This window comes from Methyloceanibacter sp. wino2 (genome assembly GCF_003071365.1).
GTDB lineage: Bacteria > Pseudomonadota > Alphaproteobacteria > Rhizobiales > Methyloligellaceae > Methyloceanibacter.
In genome coordinates this window covers 1,944,027-1,965,955 of record NZ_CP028960.1, presented here as the reverse complement: position 1 = coordinate 1,965,955, position 21,929 = coordinate 1,944,027, and the positions used below count along the sequence as shown (strand labels likewise).

Annotated in this window: 27 protein-coding genes; 19 read left to right on the top strand and 8 right to left on the bottom strand. The window is 64.9% G+C overall.

Going from position 1 to position 21,929, the window contains the following annotated elements:
* The first annotated feature begins 116 nt into the window (after window positions 1-116).
* The 5 genes from ccmA (at window position 117) to DCY11_RS09120 (ending at window position 3,209) form a co-directional block, all read left to right on the top strand.
* The gene (gene ccmA, locus DCY11_RS09140) at window positions 117-794 is read left to right on the top strand and encodes a heme ABC exporter ATP-binding protein CcmA (RefSeq protein ID WP_108682628.1); all 678 of its coding nucleotides are present in this window, start codon (window positions 117-119) and stop codon (window positions 792-794) included.
* Window positions 791-1,459 (top strand): heme exporter protein CcmB, encoded by a 669-nt coding sequence (gene ccmB, locus DCY11_RS09135; RefSeq protein WP_108682627.1) that lies wholly within the window; start codon window positions 791-793, stop codon window positions 1,457-1,459. The genes ccmA and ccmB overlap by 4 nt, the downstream gene beginning before the upstream one ends.
* Window positions 1,460-1,552: 93 nt before the next feature.
* The gene (locus DCY11_RS09130; RefSeq protein WP_108682626.1) at window positions 1,553-2,296 is read left to right on the top strand and encodes a heme ABC transporter permease; all 744 of its coding nucleotides are present in this window, start codon (window positions 1,553-1,555) and stop codon (window positions 2,294-2,296) included.
* Window positions 2,297-2,310: 14 nt separating this feature from the next.
* The gene (gene ccmD / locus DCY11_RS09125) at window positions 2,311-2,541 is read left to right on the top strand and encodes a heme exporter protein CcmD (RefSeq protein WP_069445626.1); all 231 of its coding nucleotides are present in this window, start codon (window positions 2,311-2,313) and stop codon (window positions 2,539-2,541) included.
* On the top strand, window positions 2,538-3,209 hold the full coding sequence (locus DCY11_RS09120; RefSeq protein WP_245409322.1) for a DsbE family thiol:disulfide interchange protein: 672 nt from the start codon (window positions 2,538-2,540) through the stop codon (window positions 3,207-3,209). Before ccmD ends, DCY11_RS09120 begins: the two co-directional genes overlap by 4 nt.
* Here the strand turns inward: DCY11_RS09120 and DCY11_RS09115 are convergent.
* From DCY11_RS09115 to DCY11_RS09090, 6 genes are all read right to left on the bottom strand, one after another.
* Window positions 3,206-3,649 (bottom strand): MarR family winged helix-turn-helix transcriptional regulator, encoded by a 444-nt coding sequence (locus tag DCY11_RS09115; RefSeq protein ID WP_108682625.1) that lies wholly within the window; start codon window positions 3,647-3,649, stop codon window positions 3,206-3,208. The genes DCY11_RS09120 and DCY11_RS09115 overlap by 4 nt on opposite strands.
* Before the next feature lie 251 nt (window positions 3,650-3,900).
* Window positions 3,901-4,527 (bottom strand): septation protein A, encoded by a 627-nt coding sequence (locus DCY11_RS09110; RefSeq protein ID WP_083241643.1) that lies wholly within the window; start codon window positions 4,525-4,527, stop codon window positions 3,901-3,903.
* Window positions 4,511-5,476, bottom strand: a complete 966-nt coding sequence (ftsY, locus tag DCY11_RS09105; RefSeq protein ID WP_371514997.1) for a signal recognition particle-docking protein FtsY — start codon at window positions 5,474-5,476, stop codon at window positions 4,511-4,513. The genes DCY11_RS09110 and ftsY overlap by 17 nt, the downstream gene beginning before the upstream one ends.
* Window positions 5,473-6,747, bottom strand: coding sequence for a tRNA (N(6)-L-threonylcarbamoyladenosine(37)-C(2))-methylthiotransferase MtaB (mtaB, locus tag DCY11_RS09100; protein WP_108682623.1), 1,275 nt, complete (start codon window positions 6,745-6,747; stop codon window positions 5,473-5,475). Before mtaB ends, ftsY begins: the two co-directional genes overlap by 4 nt.
* Window positions 6,748-6,797: 50 nt before the next feature.
* Window positions 6,798-7,670, bottom strand: a complete 873-nt coding sequence (gene dapF, locus DCY11_RS09095; RefSeq protein ID WP_108682622.1) for a diaminopimelate epimerase — start codon at window positions 7,668-7,670, stop codon at window positions 6,798-6,800.
* A 69-nt stretch (window positions 7,671-7,739) separates the two neighbouring features.
* Window positions 7,740-8,939: an MFS transporter gene (locus tag DCY11_RS09090; RefSeq protein ID WP_245409321.1), complete on the bottom strand. Its 1,200-nt coding sequence runs from the start codon at window positions 8,937-8,939 to the stop codon at window positions 7,740-7,742.
* A 111-nt stretch (window positions 8,940-9,050) separates the two neighbouring features.
* Here DCY11_RS09090 and DCY11_RS09085 point away from each other — a divergent pair, with 111 nt between their 5' ends.
* The 14 genes from DCY11_RS09085 (at window position 9,051) to DCY11_RS09020 (ending at window position 21,106) form a co-directional block, all read left to right on the top strand.
* On the top strand, window positions 9,051-10,247 hold the full coding sequence (locus DCY11_RS09085) for an amidase (RefSeq protein WP_108682621.1): 1,197 nt from the start codon (window positions 9,051-9,053) through the stop codon (window positions 10,245-10,247).
* A 40-nt stretch (window positions 10,248-10,287) separates the two neighbouring features.
* Window positions 10,288-10,629 carry an SMR family transporter gene (locus DCY11_RS09080; RefSeq protein WP_108682620.1) on the top strand — a complete coding sequence of 114 codons (342 nt, stop codon included), beginning with the start codon at window positions 10,288-10,290 and terminating at the stop codon, window positions 10,627-10,629.
* Window positions 10,630-10,912: 283 nt separating this feature from the next.
* A complete protein-coding gene (locus tag DCY11_RS09075) occupies window positions 10,913-11,323 on the top strand; it encodes an integron (protein ID WP_245409320.1) in 411 nt (136 codons plus the stop codon).
* The gene (ffh, locus tag DCY11_RS09070) at window positions 11,323-12,834 is read left to right on the top strand and encodes a signal recognition particle protein (RefSeq protein ID WP_108682619.1); all 1,512 of its coding nucleotides are present in this window, start codon (window positions 11,323-11,325) and stop codon (window positions 12,832-12,834) included. The genes DCY11_RS09075 and ffh overlap by 1 nt, the downstream gene beginning before the upstream one ends.
* A 52-nt stretch (window positions 12,835-12,886) precedes the next feature.
* Window positions 12,887-13,354, top strand: a complete 468-nt coding sequence (gene rpsP / locus DCY11_RS09065; protein ID WP_108682618.1) for a 30S ribosomal protein S16 — start codon at window positions 12,887-12,889, stop codon at window positions 13,352-13,354.
* Window positions 13,355-13,369: 15 nt separating this feature from the next.
* Window positions 13,370-13,903: a ribosome maturation factor RimM gene (gene rimM, locus DCY11_RS09060; protein ID WP_245409319.1), complete on the top strand. Its 534-nt coding sequence runs from the start codon at window positions 13,370-13,372 to the stop codon at window positions 13,901-13,903.
* A 41-nt stretch (window positions 13,904-13,944) separates the two neighbouring features.
* Window positions 13,945-15,243: an adenylate/guanylate cyclase domain-containing protein gene (locus tag DCY11_RS09055; protein ID WP_108682617.1), complete on the top strand. Its 1,299-nt coding sequence runs from the start codon at window positions 13,945-13,947 to the stop codon at window positions 15,241-15,243.
* Between the two features lie 30 nt (window positions 15,244-15,273).
* Complete coding sequence (trmD, locus tag DCY11_RS09050) at window positions 15,274-15,978, top strand: tRNA (guanosine(37)-N1)-methyltransferase TrmD (RefSeq protein ID WP_108682616.1); 705 nt, start codon at window positions 15,274-15,276, stop codon at window positions 15,976-15,978.
* A 61-nt stretch (window positions 15,979-16,039) separates the two neighbouring features.
* Window positions 16,040-16,363 carry a cytochrome c gene (locus tag DCY11_RS09045; protein ID WP_141702167.1) on the top strand — a complete coding sequence of 108 codons (324 nt, stop codon included), beginning with the start codon at window positions 16,040-16,042 and terminating at the stop codon, window positions 16,361-16,363.
* 139 nt (window positions 16,364-16,502) lie between these two features.
* Window positions 16,503-17,252, top strand: a complete 750-nt coding sequence (gene rplS, locus DCY11_RS09040; protein WP_371514996.1) for a 50S ribosomal protein L19 — start codon at window positions 16,503-16,505, stop codon at window positions 17,250-17,252.
* Between the two features lie 183 nt (window positions 17,253-17,435).
* Window positions 17,436-18,842: a 3-isopropylmalate dehydratase large subunit gene (gene leuC, locus DCY11_RS09035; protein WP_108682615.1), complete on the top strand. Its 1,407-nt coding sequence runs from the start codon at window positions 17,436-17,438 to the stop codon at window positions 18,840-18,842.
* 42 nt (window positions 18,843-18,884) lie between these two features.
* Entirely contained in the window at window positions 18,885-19,643 is a 759-nt protein-coding gene (locus tag DCY11_RS09030; protein ID WP_108682614.1) for a class I SAM-dependent methyltransferase, read from the top strand.
* A 347-nt stretch (window positions 19,644-19,990) separates the two neighbouring features.
* The gene (locus tag DCY11_RS09025; RefSeq protein ID WP_108682613.1) at window positions 19,991-20,398 is read left to right on the top strand and encodes a metallopeptidase family protein; all 408 of its coding nucleotides are present in this window, start codon (window positions 19,991-19,993) and stop codon (window positions 20,396-20,398) included.
* A gap of 135 nt (window positions 20,399-20,533) precedes the next feature.
* Window positions 20,534-21,106, top strand: coding sequence for a hypothetical protein (locus DCY11_RS09020; protein WP_108682612.1), 573 nt, complete (start codon window positions 20,534-20,536; stop codon window positions 21,104-21,106).
* Window positions 21,107-21,134: 28 nt separating this feature from the next.
* Here the strand turns inward: DCY11_RS09020 and DCY11_RS09015 are convergent, their stop codons facing one another.
* The gene (locus DCY11_RS09015; RefSeq protein WP_108682611.1) at window positions 21,135-21,455 is read right to left on the bottom strand and encodes a hypothetical protein; all 321 of its coding nucleotides are present in this window, start codon (window positions 21,453-21,455) and stop codon (window positions 21,135-21,137) included.
* Window positions 21,456-21,493: 38 nt separating this feature from the next.
* Window positions 21,494-21,889: a PH domain-containing protein gene (locus tag DCY11_RS09010; protein WP_069445643.1), complete on the bottom strand. Its 396-nt coding sequence runs from the start codon at window positions 21,887-21,889 to the stop codon at window positions 21,494-21,496.
* Window positions 21,890-21,929 lie beyond the last annotated feature (40 nt).

The following is a 21,929-nucleotide window of genomic DNA, read 5'->3' as shown; positions in this document are numbered from 1 at the left end:
TCCGCAACTATAAAGACCCTTGCAACGACCAGACAATGACGCGAAGAGACGCGCTTTCCATCGCCGCGGCGATCTAACCTGCCGAAATTTTGCGCAACCAGGCTGCAGACCGTTTCATGAGCATCCCCTTCTCCGTAACCCTCAAGGCGCATGACGTCGCCTGCGACCGAGGCGGGCGGCGCCTGTTCGAAGGGCTGTCCTTCGACCTGGCGCCCGGTGACGCTCTCCTGGTGCAGGGTCCCAACGGCACGGGCAAGACCAGCCTCATGCGCCAGATCGCGGGCCTGCTGCCGCTCGCGGACGGAGAGATCACGGCGGCGAGCGCCGAGGCCGATGTGCCGGCGGCCGAGCTTTGCCACTATGTGGGACACCTGAACGGGGTCAAAGCCAGCCTGAGCGTGCGGGAAAATCTGGCCTTCTGGACGAGCTTTCTCGAAAGTGACGCCGCACGGGGCGAATTCGAACAGGGCGATGTGGATGCCGCGCTCGATGTCTTCGGGCTGACGCCAATCGCCGATATCGCTGCCGGATTTCTCTCCGCCGGCCAGAAGAGAAAGCTCGCGCTCTCGCGGCTGTTCGCCTGTCCGCGCCCGATCTGGCTGCTCGACGAACCGTCGGTTTCCCTCGACACCGCGTCCGTCGCACGCCTCGGCAAGGCCATCGAGGCGCATGGGCAAGCGGGCGGCATCGCCATCGTCTCGACCCATGTCCCGCTGGGCGGCGCCTTCACCCATACGCTCGATCTGCAATGCCCGGATCCTGACGAGGCCCCTGCCAAGGAACTTGCAACGTGAAGGCCGCGCTCGCTCTCCTTCGGCGCGACATCGCGCTCGCCTTCCGCGAAGGGGGTGCCATCGGCGTGGCGCTCGGCTTCTATCTGGTGGTCGTGGCCATTGCCCCATTCGGCCTCGGGCCGGACATGAACCTCCTCGCGCGCGTGGCGCCCGGGCTGTTGTGGATCGCTCTTCTGCTAGCGGCGCTCCTCTCCGCAGACCGTATCTTCCATAATGACTACGAGGACGGGTCCCTTGACGTGCTGGCCATGGGGCCGCTCCCGCTCGCCGCGGTGGCCGCATCGAAGTCGCTCGCCCACTGGGTGACGACATGCGTCCCCCTCGCCCTGCTCGCGCCGGTCCTGGGGCTGCTCCTCAACTTCCCGATCGACGCGATCCCGATCCTGGTGCTCGCCATGCTCGTCGGCACGCCTGCGGTCAGCTTCATTGCCGGGATCGGCGCCAGCCTCACGCTGGGCCTACGGCGCAGCGGGCTCCTGCTCGCCCTCCTCGTGCTGCCGCTCTATGTGCCCGTGCTCATTTTCGGCGTGTCCACCATCTCCGCCGCGGTCACGGGCCCCGGATCGCCCTGGCCGCCCTTCCTGATGCTCTGCGCGATCAGCCTCGCCAGCATGGTTCTCGCACCGCTCGCGGCGGCCGCGGCCCTGCGCAACAGCTTCCGCTAGGGCAGCAATCGGCCATGTTTTCGGCACACCTTTCCGTTTTTTCATCGCGCTTCTGCTTTGCGCTTTCCGGCCAAAGCCACTAGATCAGCAACGATGACATTCTCACTGACCAATCTCGCCAATCCGTCGCGCTTCTTGACCTTTGCAGGCGCCGTGATTCCCTGGCTCGCCGCGCTGACGGTGATTTTGCTCGGGATCGGCCTGTACCAAGCGTTCTTCGTGGCGCCGACCGACTACCAGCAAGGCGAGACCGTCCGGATCATGTACATCCACGTGCCCGCCGCCTGGGTCGGCATGGGCTGCTACGCGGTGATCGCCATCGCGGCGCTCGGAACCCTGATCTGGCGTCACCCACTGGCCGACGTGGCGGCGAAGGCCGCAGCGCCTATCGGCGCCACCTTCACCTTCGTGATCCTGGTGACCGGCTCGCTCTGGGGCAAACCCATGTGGGGCACCTATTGGGTCTGGGACGCGCGGCTGACATCGCTGCTCGTGCTGTTTCTGCTGTATCTCGGCCTGATCGCTCTGTGGCAGTCGATCGAGGACCCGGGACGGGCCGGACGCGCGGCCGCCATCCTGGCGCTGGTCGGAGCCGTCAACCTGCCCATTATCAAATTCTCGGTCGACTGGTGGAACACGCTGCATCAGCCCGCGAGCGTGTTCCGCGCCGGCGGCCCGACCATCGATCCCGCGCTCCTCACGCCGCTCTTCGTGATGGGAGGCGCGTTCCTCGCGCTCTTCGTGCTGCTGCACCTCATCGCCATGCGCGCTGAAATTCTGCGGCGCCGGGTGCGCGTCCTGCAACAGACCCAAGTCGCGCAAGCGGCCTTGTCGTAGACGAGGACCCATCCATGCTCGGTCTCGGACCTCATGCCAGCTTCATCATCGGCGCCTACGCGGTGGCGTTGGTCGCGTTGGGCGCGCTCACGATCGCGATCATCGCCGACGACCGCAAACAGCGCCGCCTCTTGGCCGACCTCGAGCGTCAAGGCATTACCCGCCGATCGGCCGCAAGGCCAAGGCCTGCCGCAACGCCGACCGTGACACGCACGGCCCCGTCGGATGCGAAGGGGGCCACGTGACCGACCCTCAAAGCTCCGACGGAAAAGAAGCAGCGGCGACGCAAGCGACGCCAAAGCGCCGGTTCGGCGTTCTCCTGCCATTCGTCATCTTCGCCGCCATTGCCGGCCTGTTCCTCGTCGCGCTGAATTCAGGCGATCCATCGAACCTGCCGTCGGCGCTGATCGGCAAGCCCGTGCCGCAGTTCGACCTGCCACCGCTGGAGGCAGCCGATGCAGCGCCCGGTTCGGCCAATGACGTGACATCTGCGGCGCTTGGCAAGGGTAAGCCTGCCGTCATCCATTTCTTTGCATCCTGGTGCGGGCCGTGCCGGGAGGAACATCCGGATGTAATGGCGCTTGCCGAAGCGTTGCGCGCGCAAGATCCGGACATTCAGTTCTACGGCATCAACTACAAGGACGACGCGACCGCCGCCCGCCGGTTCCTCGGCGGCTACGGCGATCCGTACACGCGCATCGGGGTCGACCGCTCCGGACGGACGGCCATCGACTTCGGCGTCTACGGCGTTCCGGAGATCTACGTGATTTCTGGCGACGGAACGGTTGCGCTCCGCCATGCAGGACCGCTGACCCGAGACGTCGTCGAGGCAAAAATCCTGCCGCTCATCCGAAATGGCGCGGCGTCCGCGCAGGCAGGTCAACGGCCGAGTGAAGACGAGCCGTCAGGCTAGGCGTCGTCTCCCGCGGCCACGATCATGGCCAGCGTCTGCAGAAACTCGTTCCGTTTCGTCGCGCTGAGTCCGGCCAGAAGCCGCGAGTCGGCCGTGCTTGCAGCAGGCTTCGCCTTGGTCAGCGCTTTCGTGCCTTTTGCGCTCAGCTTGATCGCGTAGGCCCGGCCATCCTCCTTGGCGCGCTTGCGCTGAATGAGGCCGCGCCCAAGCAGCCGGGCGACGATGTCGGCCAGGGTAGAGCGATCGATGCCGGTGCGCGCGACGAGTTCCGCCTGCGGCAAACCCTCTTCCTGCGAGACCGCGGTGAGGACCGCGTACTGCCGAGGCGTGAGGCCGCTCTTCTTCGCCTCTTCGGCAAAGATGTCCGCCGCCCGCTGACCCGCGCGGTGCAACAGATGCGTCGCGGAGCTCTCGAGCGGATTCTTAGATTTCGTCGTCATATGGACGTTCCCCGTATCAGACGGCGCCCTATCCGAAGTCCACTGACCTCGGAGCTTCCGGCACCTAATGTTATAACACGCAAGCACACACCCGGTTGCACCATGCGGCAACGGGACATGCTGTCACCCCGTAACAAACCTCAGAGTACGTTTCTTACAAGAGACAAGCCGCACACTGAGCGCCTCATATCGGCACCGCGTGCGCATCCTGCAAGAGCCAACTCGGTTGGATCCGCGCGAAATGCGCCGTCTCAATGCTGTTGCGAGTTCTCTTCCACGCCATAGCGCTGCATCAGCGGCACTTGTGACATGGCAAACAGGAATGTGATCGGGAGAAATCCGAAGGCTTTGAAACTTACCCATGTGTCGGTCGAGAAACTGCGCCACACAAATTCATTGAGCACAGCCATGGCTACGAAGAATATCGCCCACCGTATTGTCAGTTTACGCCAACCTTCCTGCGTCAGATTGAATACGGGACCAAATAATAGGGCGAGCACGGGCTTCCGTGCGAACAAGCCGCCGATCAGCAGTATGGCGAACATCGTATAGACGATGGTCGGCTTGAGTTTGATGAACGTGTCGTCGTGCATGTAAAGCGTCAAACCGCCGAAGGCGAGAACCAGACCCGCACTGACGACCGGCATCACCGGAATCTTCCGGTACAGCCACCAGGCAAGGCCGAGAGAGATGATCGTCGCGACCATGAACGCCGCGGTGCCGGCAAAAATGCCGTAAGCCGCGTTCACACCGAAAAAGACAAGCAGCGGTCCAAGCTCGATCAGGAGCTTTCCGGCGACGGATTGCTCCGACTCCTTGCCCTTCTTGATCTCGGTCTTCGGTCCCGGCTCCGTCGTGGCCTCAGGCGGCTGCGTCATTCTCTTGGTCTGCTCCTGCAATTGCGCGCGCATAGTCATGCGCATCGAACGGCTCGAAATCTTCAATACCCTCGCCGACACCGATGGCATTTATGGGGAGACCGAACTTCTCCGCGATCGCCACGACTATGCCGCCGCGCGCCGAACCGTCGAGTTTGGTCACGACGAGATTGGTGACGCCTGCGATCTCACGAAACGTCTGCACCTGGCTCAATGCATTCTGTCCGGTGGTGGCGTCCAGCACGAGCAGGACCGTGTGCGGCGCGTCCGCATCGAACTTCTTCAACACGCGAACGACCTTCGCAAGTTCGGCCATGAGGTCGCCCTTGTTGTGCAAGCGCCCCGCCGTGTCGATGAGCAGGACGTCCGTACTATTTTCCTTGGCTCGCTCGAGTGCTTCGAACGCGACACCGGCCGGGTCGGCGCCCACATCCCGTGCAACCACTTCGGCACCAACACGACCGCCCCAGATCTTCAGCTGATCGATGGCGGCCGCACGGAACGTATCCCCTGCTGCGAGCAGAACGGTCTTGCCGCTTTGCACGAACTGATGGGCGAGCTTGCCGATCGTGGTCGTCTTGCCGGTTCCGTTGACGCCGACCACGAGGATCACGTGCGGCTTGGCATCGGCATCGAGTTCGAGCGGCTTCGCGACCGGCTCCAGAACTTGCGCGACTTCCTCCGCCAGAACGGCACGCACGTCGTCCGCGGTGATATTCTTGTCGTGGCGCCCGGTCGACAGGCGATCGCGTATGCGATCGGCCATGGCGAAACCGAGATCGGCCTTGAGCAGAACTTCCTCGAGCTCGTCGAGCGTTTCTTCATCGAGCTTTCGCTTGGTGAGGACGCCGGTGAGGTTTTCGCCCAGCGCGCTGGACGTGCGCGATACGCCCGCCTTGAGCCGCGCAAACCATCCCTTCTTCTCTTCGGGCTTCTCCTCGCCGCTCACCGCAGCGCCTCCGCAAGCCATGCGGCGCCGTCATCGCCCGCGACCACGCAGTCGACCAGCGCGCCGGCGCTCGCCGTGCAAGGATCGACGCGGACAGGCGTGAAGTCGGGAGAGCGACCCTGATGCTCCGTCTCCATGAGCACTTGGATGCGGCGCCCCTTCGCGCCTTCGAGATGGGATTGCAGGGCGGCGGCACCCTTCTCCCGCAAGGCCCGCGCCCGCTCGGCGATAACCTTGCCGTGGACCTGGGGCATGCGCGCGGCGGGTGTGCCCTCGCGCGGCGAGAACGGGAAGACATGCAGAAAGGTCAGGCCACAATCGTCCACCAGCGCGAGCGAGTTCTGGAACATGTCGGCGGTTTCGGTGGGGAACCCGGCGATGATGTCGGCGCCGAACACGATATCGGGACGCACGCGTCGCATAGCTTCGCAAAACGCAACGGAGTCGGCCCGCGCGTGGCGCCGCTTCATCCGCTTCAGGGTGAGGTCGTCGCCCGCCTGCAAGGACAAGTGCAGATGGGGCATGAGCCGCTCTTCCTCGGCGATGGCCGCAATGAGATCCGGATCCGCTTCGACGGAATCGATCGACGAGAGCCGAAGACGCGGCAGCTCCGGCACAAGCTTGAGCACGGTCCGCACAAGCTTGCCCAGCGTCATCGCGCCCGGCAGTTCTTTGCCGTAGGCCGTCATGTCTACACCGGTCAGCACGATTTCCTGATAGCCGTTCTCGACGAGGCGGCGAACTTGCGCCACCACTTCGCCCGCGGGCACCGACCGCGACGGCCCGCGTCCATAAGGGATGATGCAGAACGTGCAGCGATGATCGCAGCCGTTCTGGATCTGCACATAGGCGCGCGCACGGCCGCCAAAGCCCTCGATCAGATGTCCGGCCGTCTCCGTGACCGACATGATGTCGTTCACCGAGACCTTTTCCGTATCGTCCGTGCCGAGACCGACGAGGCCGAGGGACCGGTACGTCCGCGCCTCGAGCTTTTCCTGATTGCCGATGACGCGATCCACCTCGTCCATCTGCGCGAACTGATCCGGATCGATCTGGGCGGCGCAGCCGGTGACCACGATCTTGGCATCCGGGCGCTCTCGACGCGCCTTGCGGATCGCCTGGCGCGCTTGGCGGACGGCCTCGCCGGTCACCGCGCACGTGTTGACGATCACCGCGTCGGCAATGCCGGCGGCGTTCGCGTGCTCGCGCATGACTTCGGACTCGTAAGAATTGAGCCTGCAGCCAAAGGTGATGATGTCCAGATCCGACATGTGGCGGCTTCTAACAGAATTCATCCAATGTGTCAGACACCTTAAGTGTCTCAGACGCCTTGCGCTTCTGAGCCAAGCAGCGCTGGCGGCAAGGTACCCTCGAAATCCAGGGCGTAGGGGCCCGTCATCAACACATGACCGTCGCCCTCGCGCCACTCGATCACGAGATCGCCGCCCGGCAGCGACACGGTGACCTTGCGGTCGGTCAGGCCGCGCCGGACCGCCGCCACGGCGGACGCACAGGCCGCGGTACCGCAGGCGCGGGTAAGGCCCGCGCCCCGTTCCCAGGTGCGAAGGCGGATATGGCCCTCGTCAACAATTTGCGCGACCGAAATATTGGCGCGCTCGGGAAACCGCGGATGGTGCTCCAGCATCGGCCCGATCCGGCCGAGATCGATCGTCTCGACGTCGTCGACGAAGAAGATCGCATGCGGATTGCCCATGCTGACGACGCCCGGCGAATGCAGCACCGGCGCATCGATCGGCCCGGCCTGAAGTTCGATACAACTCGTGTCGTGGAACTCCTCGGCCAGCGGGATCTCGTCCCAGGCAAGGCGCGGCTCGCCCATGTCGATGGTGACGAGACCGTCCGCGCCCGCATAGGCGCCGAGCACCTGATCCTCGGTTTCGATGGTCACCGAAGGGCGTCCCAGCTCACCGGCTACGACGCCCGCCACGCAGCGTGCGGCGTTGCCGCAGGCGGCCACCTCGCCCCCATCGGCGTTCCAGATGCGCATGAACACGTCGGCCTCTGAAGACGGGTCGAGCGTGATCAACTGATCGCAGCCGATGCCCGCCGCACGGTCCGCGATCGCGCGCACTGCATCGGCCGGCAAGGCAAGTTCGTCCGTTCGGCGATCGATCACGACAAAGTCGTTCCCGAGACCGTTCATCTTGCGAAAGCTATGCGTCGTGGCGCTCATCGTTTCTAATCCAAAGGCTTCGGCTCTCTATAACGCCGTCCCCGGCAGCGCCGCCAGCCCTGCTCGCGACTAGGCCCGTTCAACGGGCCGGAGCGCCAGAAAGGCGACCAGAGCGGCCGCGGCAAATCCGGCGCCTGTCAGGAACGTGGCTTCCGGCGAGACGGCATCCCAGAGGATCCCCGCGACCAGGCTCGCCACCAGCGTGGCGACCCCGACCGTGAGGCCGAAGACCCCGAAAGCGGTGCCGCGCAGCTTGGCGGGCGCCGCATGGGCCACCAGCGCCGAGAGCACGCCCTGTGTCAGTCCCAAATGGAGACCCCAGAGGCCGATCGCAAGGAACACGGCCACGAGGCCCGAGCCGAAAGCCAGCAGCAGGTCCGCGGCGATCAGCGCAGCCAGCCCCGCCAGCAGCGGCGGCCGCGCCCCGACCTGGTCCTGAAGGCGCCCCGCCGGATAGGCGGCGAGCGCGAAGACGATGCTCATCACCGCGATGACAGCCGGCGCCAGCGCCAAAGGCAAGCCCTCGCCATAGGCCCGGATCACCAGGAAGGCCTCGCTGAACCGGGCCAGGGTGAACACGGCGCCCGCGCCAACCACGAACCAGTAGAACCGCCCGAGCCCGCTTAAGTCGCGCAGCTTGATGGGGACGCGTTTGGCGCTGTCCGCCGACACGTGCTGCGGGCCAGGGTCCCGGACGAAGATCAGGAGGATCGCGACGGAGATCACGGCGGGGATGACGGCGAACCACAGCACGGTGCGGATATCGTCGTTGAACAGCGCCATGAGCCCGATCGCCAGCAGCGGCCCGAGCGTCGCGCCGACCGTGTCGAGCGATTGCCGCAGGCCGAAGGCCGCGCCCCGCTGCGCGGGCGGCGTCACGTCGGCGACCAGCGCATCGCGCGGGGCTCCGCGAATGCCCTTGCCGATCCGGTCCACGAGGCGCGCGAACGCCACCAGCGCGACTGTGCTCGCCAAGGGAAACAGCGGCTTGGTCACCGCGGCGAGGCCGTAGCCCGCCACCGCCAGGGCTTTGCGGCGCCGAAGCGTGTCGGAGAGCCAACCCGAGAAGACCTTCACGATCTGGGCGGCTGCCTCGGCAATCCCCTCCACGAGGCCGAGGACGGCGGCACTCGCCCCGAGATTCACGACCAGGAACAGGGGCAGCAACCCGTGGATCAGCTCCGAGGACACATCCATGAAGAGGGATGTAAAGCCCAGCGCCCAGACCGTCGGCGGAAGCGCCTTGCGGGTTGTCGTCGTTGCGCGCACCGGACCTTGGCCTTCGTCGGATCGGGGGTTTCAAGCGTTGCGGTGGGGGCACTTCTATGGCGTTGTGTCAGTCACTGCACCTTCTTTTCAAAAGACGGAGGCAAATAAGAAATGCTGGGCATTCCGAAACACGATCCCGTTCATGCGCTCGTTCCCCATACGCTCGAAGAGCCGATAACGGGGGCCGAGGCCGGCCCCCTTGCCGGACGCAGCTTCATGGTGAAGGACCTCTTTGCCATCGCAGGCCGCAAGACCGGGAACGGCAACCCTGAATTCTACGCCGCCGCGTCGCCTGCCCCTGCGACGGCGCCGGCCGTAGCGACGCTCCTGGATTCCGGCGCCATGCTGACCGGCATCACCATTTGCGACGAGTTCTTCTACAGCGTGCTCGGGACCAACGCCCATTACGGCCAGCCCGTGAATCCGCGCGCGGGCCGCTATGTGACGGGCGGTTCCTCCTGCGGCTCGGCCGCCGCCGTGGCCGCTCAGATGTGCGATTTCGCGCTCGGCTCCGACACGGGTGGCTCGATCCGCGTCCCGGCGTCGTTCTGCGGGCTCTTCGGGCTCCGTCCGACCCACGGCCGTATCGACATGAACGGCGTGACGCCCATGGCCCCGAGCTTCGACACCGTGGGTGTCTTGGCGGCGGATGCGGAGCTGTTCCGGACCGTCTCCCGCCTCCTGCTGCAGGGTGACGGCCGCGAGACCCCGATCGAGCGGCTCATCCTCGCGACAGACATTGTCTCCGAATGCGAGGCGAGCGTGGACCAGCTTGTCTGGCGCACCCTCGATACGCTGGCGCCCGCGCTGCCGGACGTCCAGCACGCCGAAATTGCCGGGGAGACCATCGTTTCCTGGCGAGCGGCCTTCGCGACAATCCAAGGCTTCGAGATCCAGTCGACCCTCCTGCCCTTCGTGAGGGACAACAACGTGGAGCTCGGGCCCGGGATCAAGGAGCGCTTCGAGATCGCCGCCGGCATCAGCCCGGAGGATGCCGAGGACGCGCGGCAGGTTCGCCAGACCGTGGCCGCCCATCTCAAGACTATCCTCCAGCCCGGAACGGCGATCGTCCTGCCGACCACGCCGACCCAGCCGCCAGAGCGCAACATTCCCGACGGCGCCTCGTTTGCGGAGTACCGCACACGCACCCTGCAGAATACCTGCATGGCCGGCCTTGCCGGGTTGCCGCAGATCTCGGTCCCCGTGGGCGAAGCGGCCGGCTGCCCGGCCGGGCTGTCCTTCATCGGCTGGGAAGGCGGCGATGAAGCTTTGCTGGACTTTGCAGTCGGGCTGTCCGACTTGCTCTGACGAACGCCCCAACAGGAAGCCCGCAGGAACCGCCGCCCCAATGTCCGCGCTCAAACCCTACCTCTATCTTGCCGCCGCAATCGTCTTCGAGGTGATCGGAACCTCTTCCCTGAAGGAATCCGAAGGCTTCACGCGCCTCATACCCAGTCTCGTCACGGCGGCCGCCTATGCGGCCTCGTTCACCCTTTTGGCCTTCACGCTCAAGACCATCCCTGTCGGGCTGGCCTATGCCATTTGGTCAGGCGTGGGCATTGTCCTCATCGCGGCGATCGGCTGGTTCCGTTTCAACCAAACACTGGATACGCCCGCTCTTGTCGGGCTCAGCCTGATCGTCGCCGGTGTCGTCGTCATCAACGCCTTCTCGAAGTCGCTGCCGCATTAGAGCGGGTTCCGGGAGCTTGACTTCCGAGGCGCGCTGACCGACATTCCGCGCGAAATTCATGGCAGCTCGATCCCGAGCCGCCGCCCTTTCCGGGGTCTTGGGCTTTCCAAGATTAGGAAAGGGGGGTCAACACCCGTCAGCGCGATGCGCCCACGGGTGCTTTTTTCGTTGCGCTACCGGGCTCGTAAGTCGCCCTACCGCGCTTCGCGCTACTTGAGGGCTCTGGCCTACTTGAGCGCGTATTTGGTTGCGTTCTTGATCCGCGAGTTGGAGGCGGATGCGAATGGTGTCGATGCTCAATAGCCGGACGCTTGGCCTGGCCGCGGCCCTCGTGCTGACGGGCCTGTCGGTCTCGGCCTTGGCGCAGCAGCCCCAGGTCCCGGTGCTGGCTGGCGGCGAGGAGGACTTCGACGCCTGCGGCTCGCAGGGCGTGGTGCGGGGCCTCGATCCCAACGGCGACGGGTTTCTCGCCGTGCGCGGCGGTCCCGGCTCCAAGCACGGCATGCTGGACAAGATCTACAACGGCATGATCGTCAATCTCTGCGATCAGCGCGGGAGCTGGCTCGGCGTCGTCTATTCGCACGAAACCACGGATTGCGGCGTCGGGACGCCCTGGCCGCGCCGTCAGGCCTATTCCGGCCCGTGCCGCTCCGGCTGGGTCTATCGCAAATTCGTAGCGGACTACGCCGGCTGATGTTCGAGACCCTCTCAGATCGCCTTTCCGGAATTTTCGACAAGCTCACGCGCCGCGGCGCGCTGAGCGAGGCCGATGTCTCCGAAGCCATGCGCGAGGTGCGCCGCGCTCTGATCGAGGCCGACGTCGCACTCGACGTGGTCAAATCGTTCACGGACCGGGTGAGGGCCAAGGCTGTCGGCCAGGACGTGGTGAAGTCCGTCACGCCCGGCCAGATGGTCGTCAAGATCGTCAACGACGAACTCGTCCGCATGCTGGGGTCCGAGGCCCAAGGCATCGATCTCGCGGCCACCCCGCCCGTCGTCATGATGATGGTCGGCCTGCAGGGCTCCGGTAAGACCACCACCACGGCGAAACTCGCCCATCGCCTCACGACCCGCGACAAACAGAAGGTCATGATGGCCTCGCTCGACACGCGCCGCCCGGCGGCGCAGGAGCAGCTTCGCGTGCTCGGTGAGCAGGCCAATGTCGCCACCTTGCCGATCGTCGAGGGCCAGAGCCCGACCGAGATCACCGAGCGCGCCGTCAAGGCGGCCCGGCTCGGCGGCTTCGACGTGCTGCTGCTCGATACGGCCGGCCGCACCCATATCGACGAAGAGCTGATGGCCGAGACGGCCGCGATCGAAAAAATCGCCCAGCCGCACGAGACACTGCTGGTCGCCGATGCGCTCACCGGTCAGGACGCGGTGAACCTCGCCAAGAACTTCGGCGAGCGCGTCGACCTCACCGGCATCGTGTTGACCCGCGTGGACGGTGACGGCCGTGGCGGCGCAGCGCTCTCCATGCGCGCGGTTTCCGGCAAGCCCATCAAACTGATGGGTGTCGGCGAAAAGCTCGACGCGCTCGAAGATTTCCATCCGGACCGCATCGCCGGCCGCATTCTCGGCATGGGCGACGTGGTCGGCCTGGTCGAGAAGGCCATGGAGACCGTCGAGGTCGACAAGGCCCAGAAGATGGCCGAGCGCATGAAGAAGGGTGCGTTCGACCTCAACGATCTCTCCGAACAGCTCGGACAAATGCAGAAGCTCGGCGGCATGGGCGGCGTGCTCTCCATGCTGCCCGGCATCGGCAAGGTGAAGAAGCAGATCGACGCCGCCAATCTCGACGACAGCGTCCTCAAGCGCCAGCAGGCGATCATCAGCTCGATGACGAAGGCCGAGCGCCGGACCCCGAAGCTCCTGAACGCCTCGCGCAAGAAGCGCGTCGCGGCGGGTTCGGGCACGAGCGTGCAGGACATCAACAAGCTCGTGAAAATGCATCGCCAGATGGCCGACATGATGAAGGCCATGGGCAAGAAACGCGGCGGTCTGTCGGCCCTGTTCGGCGGCGGCATGCCGCAAATGCCGGCCGATATGCCCGAGGGCGCAAGCCTGCCCCAGGGCGCGGAATTGCCGGCCAACTTTCCGGGCCTTCCCGGGGGCGGCCTTCCCGGTGGCCTGCCGGGGCTACCGGGCGCAGGCCTGCCGCCAGGGCTTCCAGGACTTCCCGGGCAGCGCAAGAAGAAGCGCTGACCCGATCGCAAATGCCAACATCATATCGACGAACACCTAGGAGTAAGAAATCATGTCACTGAAGATCAGACTGTCGCGGGGCGGTGCCAAGAAGCGCCCGTTTTACCGCATCGTCGTTGCCGACTCGCGCAGCCCGCGCGACGGCCGCTATATCGAGAAGATCGGCACGTTCAACCCGCTGCTGCCGCGCGATTCCGACGACCGCATCAAGCTCGACACCGACCGTGTGAAGCATTGGCTGTCCAACGGCGCCCTGCCGACGGACCGGGTGCTCCGCTTCCTGGACGCCGAAGGCCTGATGAAGCGCGAGCCGCGCAACAATCCGGAGAAGGCCAAGCCCGGCAAGAAGCGCCTCGAGCGCGAGGAAGCCAAGCGCGCCGCCGAAGAGGCAAAAGCCGCCGAAGCCAAGGAAGCCGCAGAGAAGGAAGCTGCCGACGCGGCTGCTGCCGCGGAAGAAGAGGCCGACGAGGAGGCCACCGACGAGGTCGCCGCTGAGGAAGCCAAAGAGGCTTCCGAGTAAGGGCGCATACGCACGTTGGGCGGCGAGGCAAACCTGGTTCTCCTTGGCGAGATCGGCGCGGCACAGGGCCTGAAGGGCGAGGTGCGCGTGCGGTCCTATACGGAAGAGCCGGCGGACATCGCCGCCTACGGGCCCTTGCGCAATGAGGCGGGCACGAAGACGATTGAGATCAGCCGTGTCCGCGTCACGCCCAAGGCGGTGATCGCACGCATCAAGGGTGTGACCACCCGCGAAGCCGCCGAGGCGCTGAACCGCACCAAGCTCTATGTCGCGCGCGATGCCCTGCCAGAAGCGGCCGACGACGAATGGTACGTTGGCGACCTGGTCGGCCTGAAAGCGGTCTCGGCCGAAGGCGGGCCACTCGGCACGGTCGCGGCAATCCACAATTTCGGCGCGGGCGATATTATGGAAGTCGAACGCACCGAAGGCGGCCCTTCTCTGCTCGTTGCCTTCACGGACGACACGGTTCCTGAGATCGACATCGCCGCGGGACGCCTGGTGCTGGTCCCGCCGGAAGAGATCGAGGCGTCAGACGACGGCGACGCTTAGCGTCGTGCGGTACGGGCACGTTACACGGTAGAGTGCTTGCCATGACACCCCGCCCCTCGCCGCAAACAAACAGCCCGGCGCCGAGAAGCCCATCCGATCTGCCGATCCTCAATCGGCTCGGCCCGCTGCGGCGCTTCGCCGAGATCGGCATTGCGGGCTACCCGCGCGAGACCCGCATCCGGCTCGCCATCATCAATGTGATGGCCCTGCTGATCGCCTTTACGTCACTGACCTACGTGGCGACCTATGCGAGCTTCGGGGCCATGAAATACTGGCCACTGATCGCGGCCAATCTCGTGCTTGTCGCCATCGCGCTGCTGGCGCCGCTCGCCCACCGCATCAACGACGTCGCGGCCATGATTCTGATCTGGGTCGCCGAATATGCCGCACTGTTCTTCTTCGTGCGCGAACTCGGTCACAACTCAGGCATCCAGCTGAACTACATCATCGGCGCGGCGGTCGCCTTTGCGATCTGCGGCATTGGGCATATCCGGCTGGTCGTCGCGGCCGTACTGTCCGGCCTCGCGCTCCATCTTGCGGCATGGTTCCTGTACCCGCCTGGCAGCGCGCGCATCGCGGCGGATCCCGCGCTGCTGCACAACCTCTACATCTCCTCCGCCGTCACCACGTTCGGCATCGTGGCGCTGGTGGTGGGCTATGCCCTCAACAAGGCCGACCGTGCCCGGGCCGAGGCCGACCGGCTGCTTGCCAATATCCTTCCCGAACCCGTCATCGACCGACTGAAGTCGGACCCGGCCGAGCGCATCGCCGACGCGGTGCCGGACGCATCGGTCCTGTTCAGCGACGTAGTCGGCTTCACGGCGCTGTCGAAGGAGCTCGGCGCGGCCCGCACCGTCGAGATTCTCGATGGGCTCGTCACCGAGTTCGACCGTCTCGCGGCCGAGCATGGGGTGGAGAAGATCAAGACCATCGGCGATGGGTACATGGCCGTGGCAGGTGTCAGCCGCGCTCAGGAAGATCACTGCCAACGCCTCGCACGGCTGGCGCTCGCCCTGCCGAAAGTGGTGGCGTCCCTGTCGGAGGCCCACGATGTTGAACTGCGCATCCGCATCGGCATTGCCCGGGGCCCGGTCATGGCCGGGGTGATCGGCGCCGACAAATTCTCCTACGATGTCTGGGGCGAGACCGTGAACTACGCGGCGCGGCTGGAATCGCACTCGCTCCCCGGCGAGATTCAGGTCTCGGCGGCAGTCTGTGCCGCCCTTGGCGATAAATTCCTGCTGACCGAACGCGGTCCGGTGTCCATCAAAGGCGTGGGGACGCGCGAAACGTGGTTCCTGATCGAAGAGGCCGGACCGGCCCCCGACGCCAAGGCATGACTTGGAAGACCGTATGACCTGGAAGGCGCCATGACCTGGAAGGCGACTGTGCTCACCCTGTTCCCGGAGATGTTTCCGGGGCCGCTCGGCTTGAGCCTGGCGGGGAAGGCGCTTGCCGAAGGCGTTTGGCACCTCGACGCGATCGATATCCGCGACTTCGCCCATGACAAGCATCGCTCCGTGGACGACACGCCCGCCGGCGGGGGCGCCGGCATGGTGATGCGCGCCGATATTGCCGCGGCCGCCATCGACGCCACGAAAGCCGCGGCCCCGGCGGGCACGCCCGCGATCTACCTGTCGCCACGGGGGACGCCACTCACACAGGCCGGCGTCGAAGTACTCGCCCACGGCCCCGGCGTAATCCTCCTGTGCGGCCGGTTCGAAGGCCTCGACCAGCGCGTGCTCGACGCGCGCGAGATCGAGGAGGTCTCCATCGGCGACTACGTGCTCTCGGGCGGCGACCTCGCCGCCCACGTGGTCATGGACGCCTGCGTGCGCCTGCTCCCCGGCGTTGTGGGCAATGCCGGCACCCACGACGAGGAGAGCTTCGCCTCCGGCCTGCTAGAATACCCCCACTACACTAGGCCGCGGGACTGGGAAGGCCATGCCATTCCCGAGGTGCTTCTCTCCGGCGACCACGAAAAGATCGCGGCTTGGCGCCGCGAACAGGCCGAAGCGCTCACGAAGAAACGCCGTCCCGACCTATGGGACAGGCACCGCAAAGCAAAATCTTGATCGAAGTCAGGGCGTTGCGGGCCTCACGGCCCAAGCTTCCCTCAAAAATATGGAGTTGGGCATGAAATCGATGACATTGCTTGCTGCCGTGGTGGCGCTGGGCCTGCCGGGCGAGATTCAGGCTCAAGATGCCGATATCGCGGCCGGTAAGGCTTACGCGGAAGCCGTCTGTTCCAAATGTCACGCGGTGCTGGCGGGCGAAGATTTGTCGTCCGAGTTCGGGGCCACGCCCTTTCAGGAGGTGGCCGAGACGCCCGGCATGACCGAATATGCCCTGTCAGTCTGGCTTCAGACCTCCCATCCGACCATGCCCGATATCGTTTTGGAGCAGGACGAGATGCGCAACGTCATCGCCTATATCCGGAGCCTCGACCGCCGGCCTTGAGGGCGCGGATTCCGCCCAAAAACAATCGACAAACCCCACATCCTGGGGTAGGAAACCTCCGCTGGCCGCCGGATATATGCCTTGGGCGGCCTGGAACGTCTGGAAATTTCAGTTCCGGACGAAAGACCAATCAAAAAGAATGGCGTTCGTCCATGGGTCGCAAACGGCCCGGCAGGCGCCCGTGAAAGGTATCGAGATGAACATTATTGCCGAGCTCGAAGCAGAGCAGATCACCGAGCGCCGCAACAAGCGCAGCGTGCCGGAATTCGGCCCCGGTGACACCGTCCGCGTCAACGTGAAGGTGGTGGAAGGCGAGCGCAGCCGCGTTCAGGCCTATGAGGGCGTGTGCATCGGCCGCGCCGGTGGCGGCATCCACGAGAACTTCACCGTCCGCAAGATTTCCTACGGCGAAGGCGTGGAGCGTGTGTTCCCCATCCACTCGCCGCTGATCGAATCCATCGAAGTGGTTCGCCACGGCCGCGTGCGCCGGGCCAAGCTCTATTACCTGCGCGGACGCCGCGGCAAGGCGGCCCGTATTCCGGAGCGCCGCGATACGCGCACCGACGCCAAGGGCAAGAAGGCGCACGGCTTCAAGGGCTTCACCAAGCCCAAGGGCGAGCCGGACGATCTGAAGCTCATCGCCGGCATTACCGAGGACCTCGAGAAGAAGCTGAACAAGCTCGGCGTCACCAAGTTCGACCAGATCGCCAATCTCAGCGACGACGGTATTGCCTACATCGCCGACAAGCTCTCGCTCGGCAGCCAGATCGAAGACAACGACTGGAGCTCCAAGGCCGTCGCACTTCTCGCCGAAACCACGGCCGAGGAAGTTCCGGCGATTGAGGACGAACCGGCAGAGTCCGACACGGCTGAAAAAAAGGACGCGTAGCGTCTTTCAAGAAGGATCGGCCGGGCATCGACCCGGCCGCCCCTCTGCAAAAGCCGATGCTTCTTCGGGCGGCTCTCCTAGGCGCCCCTGACGGGTGCCGTCACAGGTTTGCCGCGCAACTGGAATTTCCGGATTTAATCGCCATCTGAGGCGTGGAAGATCCGAAAGGTTGAGTTCAGATCAATGGCAAAGCCCCGCACGCTCTACGACAAAATCTGGGACGAACATCTGGTCCACGAGGCCCCCGACGGGACCTCTCTTCTCTACATCGACCGTCACCTCGTCCACGAGGTTACGAGCCCGCAGGCCTTCGAGGGTCTGCGCATGGCAGGCCGCGACGTGCGCGCACCCGAGAAGACGCTCGCCGTGGTGGACCACAACGTTCCGACGACGGATCGCTCCAAGGGCATCGACGATCCGGATTCGGCCACCCAGGTCGCGGCACTCGCCAAGAATGCCAAGGACTTCGGCATCGACTATTATCACGAGCTGGACGAGCGCCAGGGCATCGTGCACGTGGTTGGCCCCGAGCAAGGCTTCACCCTGCCCGGCACCACCATCGTCTGCGGCGACAGCCACACCTCGACCCATGGCGCCTTCGGCGCGCTGGCCCACGGCATCGGCACGTCCGAGGTGGAGCATGTGCTCGCTACTCAGACGCTGATCCAGCAGAAGGCCAAGAACATGCTGGTGCGCGTGGACGGCAAGCTGCCCGAGAACGTCACCGCCAAGGACATCATCCTCGCCATCATCGGCAAGATCGGCACCGCCGGCGGCACCGGCCACGTCATCGAATACGCGGGCGAGGCTATTCGCGACCTTTCCATGGAAGGCCGCATGACCGTCTGCAACATGTCGATCGAGGGTGGCGCCCGCGCTGGTCTTATCGCGCCCGATCAGAAGACGTTCGACTACATCATGGGCCGCCCGCGCGCGCCGAAAGGCGCCGCGTTCGAAATGGCGAAGGCCCATTGGGAGACGCTGTTCACCGACGAAGGCGCCCATTTCGACGCCGAGATCGTGCTGGACGCGGCCAACCTGCCGCCCATCGTCACCTGGGGCACGAGCCCCGAGCAGGTGGTGGCCATTGACGGCCGCGTGCCGAACCCGGCTGACATCGCCGACGAGACGAAGCGTCAGGCCGCGATGCGCGCGCTCGACTATATGGGTCTCAAGGGCGGCGAGAAGGTCACCGACATCGCGCTGGACCGCATCTTCATCGGCTCCTGCACCAACGGCCGCATCGAGGATTTGCGCGCCGTGGCGAAGGTGGTCGCCGGCCAGCACGTCAACGAGAACCTGAACGCGATGATCGTGCCTGGCTCCGGCCTCGTGAAGCTGCAGGCCGAGGAAGAGGGTCTGGACAAGATCTTCACCGAAGCCGGCTTCGAATGGCGCGAGCCGGGCTGTTCCATGTGCCTTGCCATGAACCCGGACAAGCTGGCGCCAGGCGAGCGTTGCGCATCGACCTCGAACCGCAACTTCGAAGGCCGTCAGGGCCGCTTGGGCCGTACCCATCTGGTCTCGCCGCAAATGGCTGCCGCCGCGGCTATTGCCGGGCGCTTCGTCGACATCCGCGAACTGCACTAACGCAGCCGCTCGGCTTCACCGCAGCTTTTTGGGAGGGGCGGCATGACATCGCTGGTCCAGAAGAAGTTCGGTGAAGCCGCAAGCGATTACGCGGCCTGCGCCGTGCATGCGGAAGGCCCCTCGCTCGCCCGGCTCACGGAGCTGATCGAGACGAAGCCCACCTGGCGGCAGCTCGACATCGCGACGGGCGCCGGCCACACGGCGCTCGCCTTCGCGCCTGGCATCGCCAAGTCGACCGCATCCGACATCACGCCGGAAATGCTCGCCCAGGTGAAGCGGCTGGCGAAAGAGCGCGGCCTGATGAACGTCGTCACGCGCAAAGCCAACGCCCAGGACCTGCCCTTCCCCGACACGAGCTTCCACCTCGTGACGTGCCGGCTGGCGGCGCATCATTTTCCGAAGCCCGAGAAGTTCGTGGCCGAGGCCGCGCGCGTGCTGATCCCCGGCGGCATCTTCGCCCTGGTGGACAACGTCTCCCCGGACGATGCGGACACGTCCACGATCTACAACGGCTTTGAGAAGCTGCGCGACCCCAGCCATGGCCGGGCGCTGTCCCTCCAAGAGTGGTGCGCGCTGATTGACGAAGCAGGTCTGGAACTCCAGTCCGCCGAGGTGATGGATCAGGACATCGGTTTCGAGGCGTGGGTGGAGCGCATGCGTTGCAGCCCGCAAACGGTGACCCGCTTGCGCGAGATGCTCGACGAGGAGCCGTTGCGGGGCCTGTTGCGCCCACGCGAGGCCGCGGAAGGGCTCACCTTCACCTTGCGCGAGGCGATCGTCCTTGCGGGGAAGCCGGCCTAGCCGTACCCGTCCATTTCGGGTCGGCGAAGAAGCTGCGGGGCTGTAGTCCCAGAAGCACGTCCGGCAGGGCCTGGCGGCCCGCGCAATACCCATTCCAATCGCCACAGGGCGGGCGGCACCAATTGTTCCAGGCGCCGCAATCGGACGAGCATTCCGCGCCGGCCGGGCATTTCTTCTTGGCGTGAGCCGTCCCAATGGCGGCAAACGCAAGCAGCGCCAATCCAAGTAAGACCGATATGTTGCGGGCCGTCATGGTGGCCAATCTACCACACCTCGCCGGATTCCCCGGCCCGGCCCGCGGCCTCCCCTTGCCATGGGCCCGTGGCGCCCTAAATGCACCAAGAACCATGACGCAGTCACACCACCATCGCGTGCCGGACCTCGCCGATTTCGAAGCGGTCGCGAACCAGACCTTCGCGCAGCTCCCGGCCACGTTCCGTGACATGACCCAGGAAGTGGTCATCCGCGTCGAGGATTTCCCGGCATCGGAGGTCCTCGAGAGCCTCCACATCGACTCTCCTTATGGGCTTTTGGGCCTCTATCACGGCATCGATCTCACCCGGCAGAGCGTGCTCGATGTCTCGCCGCTCCCGGAGATGATCTTCCTCTACAGGCGTCCGATTCTGGCCTACTGGCAGAGCCATGACGAAGCGCTTGAGGACATCATCGCCCATGTCTTGATCCACGAGATCGGCCACCATTTCGGCCTCTCCGATGACGACATGGAGCGCATCGAGTCGGAAGCCGCGGGCTAACGCATGGGCGGATCGGCACGGAACTTGAGCGAACGCAAAGCGCCGCGACAATCCGTGGTCATTGTCTAGACACCATTACGCATCTAAACTGGGAGCAGGATGGGGTTCAAAACGACAATATTGGGGTGCGTGCTTTTGGCTGCCGCTGCTTTAGCGGCCGCTATCGGCTGGGGCCAGACGGCAACCGCGCAGGAATTCGTCTTCCGCGGCAATCGGGCCCAGGCGCCCAGCGTCGGCCAATATATGAAGCAGGCTGGCCCGCAGACCAAAGAGGTGCCGCACGGCGCGCTGAAGATCGACGACGTGCCGGTCAATTGCGGCACGCGACCGACCGTGCTGAACCCGAAATTCGACAGCTGGGGCGGCGCTTTTCCCGGCTTTCTCATCATGAACACCGCCAAGATCCAGGGGCTTTCCACCCAGGTGAAGCTTTACATCTACTCCCATGAGTGCGGGCACCAGTTCATCGGCGCCAGCGAAACGAAGGCGGACCTGTTCGCCATCCGCCGCGGCGTGAGATGGGGCTGGCTCGATGCTCAAGGCATGGAAGAGATCTGTACCTTTATCTCAAAGCTGAAGGGCGACGCGGTGCATCCAGCGGGCCCGAAACGCTGCACGACCATGCGGAATTACTACCGCGAACTGGTCAACGGCACCCAGCAGGCGAGTTCTGGAATGCAGCCCAATACGCTCGGGCCGTCCAACTAGACGACCTCCAGGCCGTGATGTTAGGCGCCTAGAAGATCCAGGCGATCATCAGCCAAAAAATCACGAAGAAGATCAGAAAACCGGCAATCGTGAAGGGCAATTCGCCGAAAATGGCGTCCCCGCCAGACGCCACCGCCATCACCAAAATGACGGTCAAGGACACGGCGAACGAGATCAGCGCGGCATTCTTCAAGCCGAGGCCCGCGGAGAACGGATCGCCCGGCCCCATGGCCGCACCCAAATAGTAGAGCCCGCCAAACCCGAGCAGTACGAGCAGGATCAGCGCGACAGCCACGGCGACGAACAGCTTTGTCGCCTCTTTTCGGTCCTGCCGGTCGCCCTCGCCCATATGTCCTCCGATGTGATCCCCGATGAACGCGCCGCGTTCTAGTCGTCCAACTGCGAAGCCTGCGCCCGGCTGATCGCCTCGCGCACTTCATGGGGCTCAGGCAGTTCGCCGACGGAGAATTCAGGCTCGTCGCCGGCGGTGGCGATGATCACTTCGCCGACGCCGAAAATCCGGTTGAGGAAGCTCTGATTGACCTGAACGGAGCGCACGTGACGCAGCGCGACCGCAAGCCGCTCCTTGCTCAAGATGCCCTTCTCGTAGAGCAACTCGTGGTCGGTGACAGTCAGCGATGTCGCCTGGCATTTGAGATACCAGTATAGCAACAGGATGATGCCGAGGCCGAACACGGCAATCAGCAGCACGCAGAGGATGAAATAGAAGGGGCTCGCCCGGAACATCGCCGGATGGGCCTCATAAATCACCGTGCCTGCCATGCGCTCGATCTCCCCTTAGGCCCTCAAAATCCGGCCGCAC

Bases quoted from the DNA above. Each gene is read 5' to 3' on its own strand.
- DCY11_RS09055 (WP_108682617.1), top strand. From the start codon at position 13,945: ATGACACCCCGCCCCTCGCCGCAAACAAACAGCCCGGCGCCGAGAAGC.
- mtaB (WP_108682623.1), bottom strand. From the start codon at position 6,747: ATGTCGGATCTGGACATCATCACCTTTGGCTGCAGGCTCAATTCTTAC.
- DCY11_RS09015 (WP_108682611.1), bottom strand. From the start codon at position 21,455: ATGGGCGAGGGCGACCGGCAGGACCGAAAAGAGGCGACAAAGCTGTTC.
- DCY11_RS09115 (WP_108682625.1), bottom strand. From the start codon at position 3,649: ATGACGACGAAATCTAAGAATCCGCTCGAGAGCTCCGCGACGCATCTG.
- DCY11_RS09075 (WP_245409320.1), top strand. From the start codon at position 10,913: ATGGTGTCGATGCTCAATAGCCGGACGCTTGGCCTGGCCGCGGCCCTC.
- leuC (WP_108682615.1), top strand. From the start codon at position 17,436: ATGGCAAAGCCCCGCACGCTCTACGACAAAATCTGGGACGAACATCTG.
- ccmA (WP_108682628.1), top strand. From the start codon at position 117: ATGAGCATCCCCTTCTCCGTAACCCTCAAGGCGCATGACGTCGCCTGC.
- DCY11_RS09045 (WP_141702167.1), top strand. From the start codon at position 16,040: ATGAAATCGATGACATTGCTTGCTGCCGTGGTGGCGCTGGGCCTGCCG.
- DCY11_RS09085 (WP_108682621.1), top strand. From the start codon at position 9,051: ATGCTGGGCATTCCGAAACACGATCCCGTTCATGCGCTCGTTCCCCAT.
- DCY11_RS09080 (WP_108682620.1), top strand. From the start codon at position 10,288: ATGTCCGCGCTCAAACCCTACCTCTATCTTGCCGCCGCAATCGTCTTC.
- DCY11_RS09130 (WP_108682626.1), top strand. From the start codon at position 1,553: ATGACATTCTCACTGACCAATCTCGCCAATCCGTCGCGCTTCTTGACC.
- DCY11_RS09110 (WP_083241643.1), bottom strand. From the start codon at position 4,527: ATGACGCAGCCGCCTGAGGCCACGACGGAGCCGGGACCGAAGACCGAG.
- ffh (WP_108682619.1), top strand. From the start codon at position 11,323: ATGTTCGAGACCCTCTCAGATCGCCTTTCCGGAATTTTCGACAAGCTC.
- trmD (WP_108682616.1), top strand. From the start codon at position 15,274: ATGACCTGGAAGGCGACTGTGCTCACCCTGTTCCCGGAGATGTTTCCG.
- rplS (WP_371514996.1), top strand. From the start codon at position 16,503: ATGGCGTTCGTCCATGGGTCGCAAACGGCCCGGCAGGCGCCCGTGAAA.
- DCY11_RS09010 (WP_069445643.1), bottom strand. From the start codon at position 21,889: ATGGCAGGCACGGTGATTTATGAGGCCCATCCGGCGATGTTCCGGGCG.
- rpsP (WP_108682618.1), top strand. From the start codon at position 12,887: ATGTCACTGAAGATCAGACTGTCGCGGGGCGGTGCCAAGAAGCGCCCG.
- ccmD (WP_069445626.1), top strand. From the start codon at position 2,311: ATGCTCGGTCTCGGACCTCATGCCAGCTTCATCATCGGCGCCTACGCG.
- DCY11_RS09030 (WP_108682614.1), top strand. From the start codon at position 18,885: ATGACATCGCTGGTCCAGAAGAAGTTCGGTGAAGCCGCAAGCGATTAC.
- dapF (WP_108682622.1), bottom strand. From the start codon at position 7,670: ATGAGCGCCACGACGCATAGCTTTCGCAAGATGAACGGTCTCGGGAAC.
- DCY11_RS09025 (WP_108682613.1), top strand. From the start codon at position 19,991: ATGACGCAGTCACACCACCATCGCGTGCCGGACCTCGCCGATTTCGAA.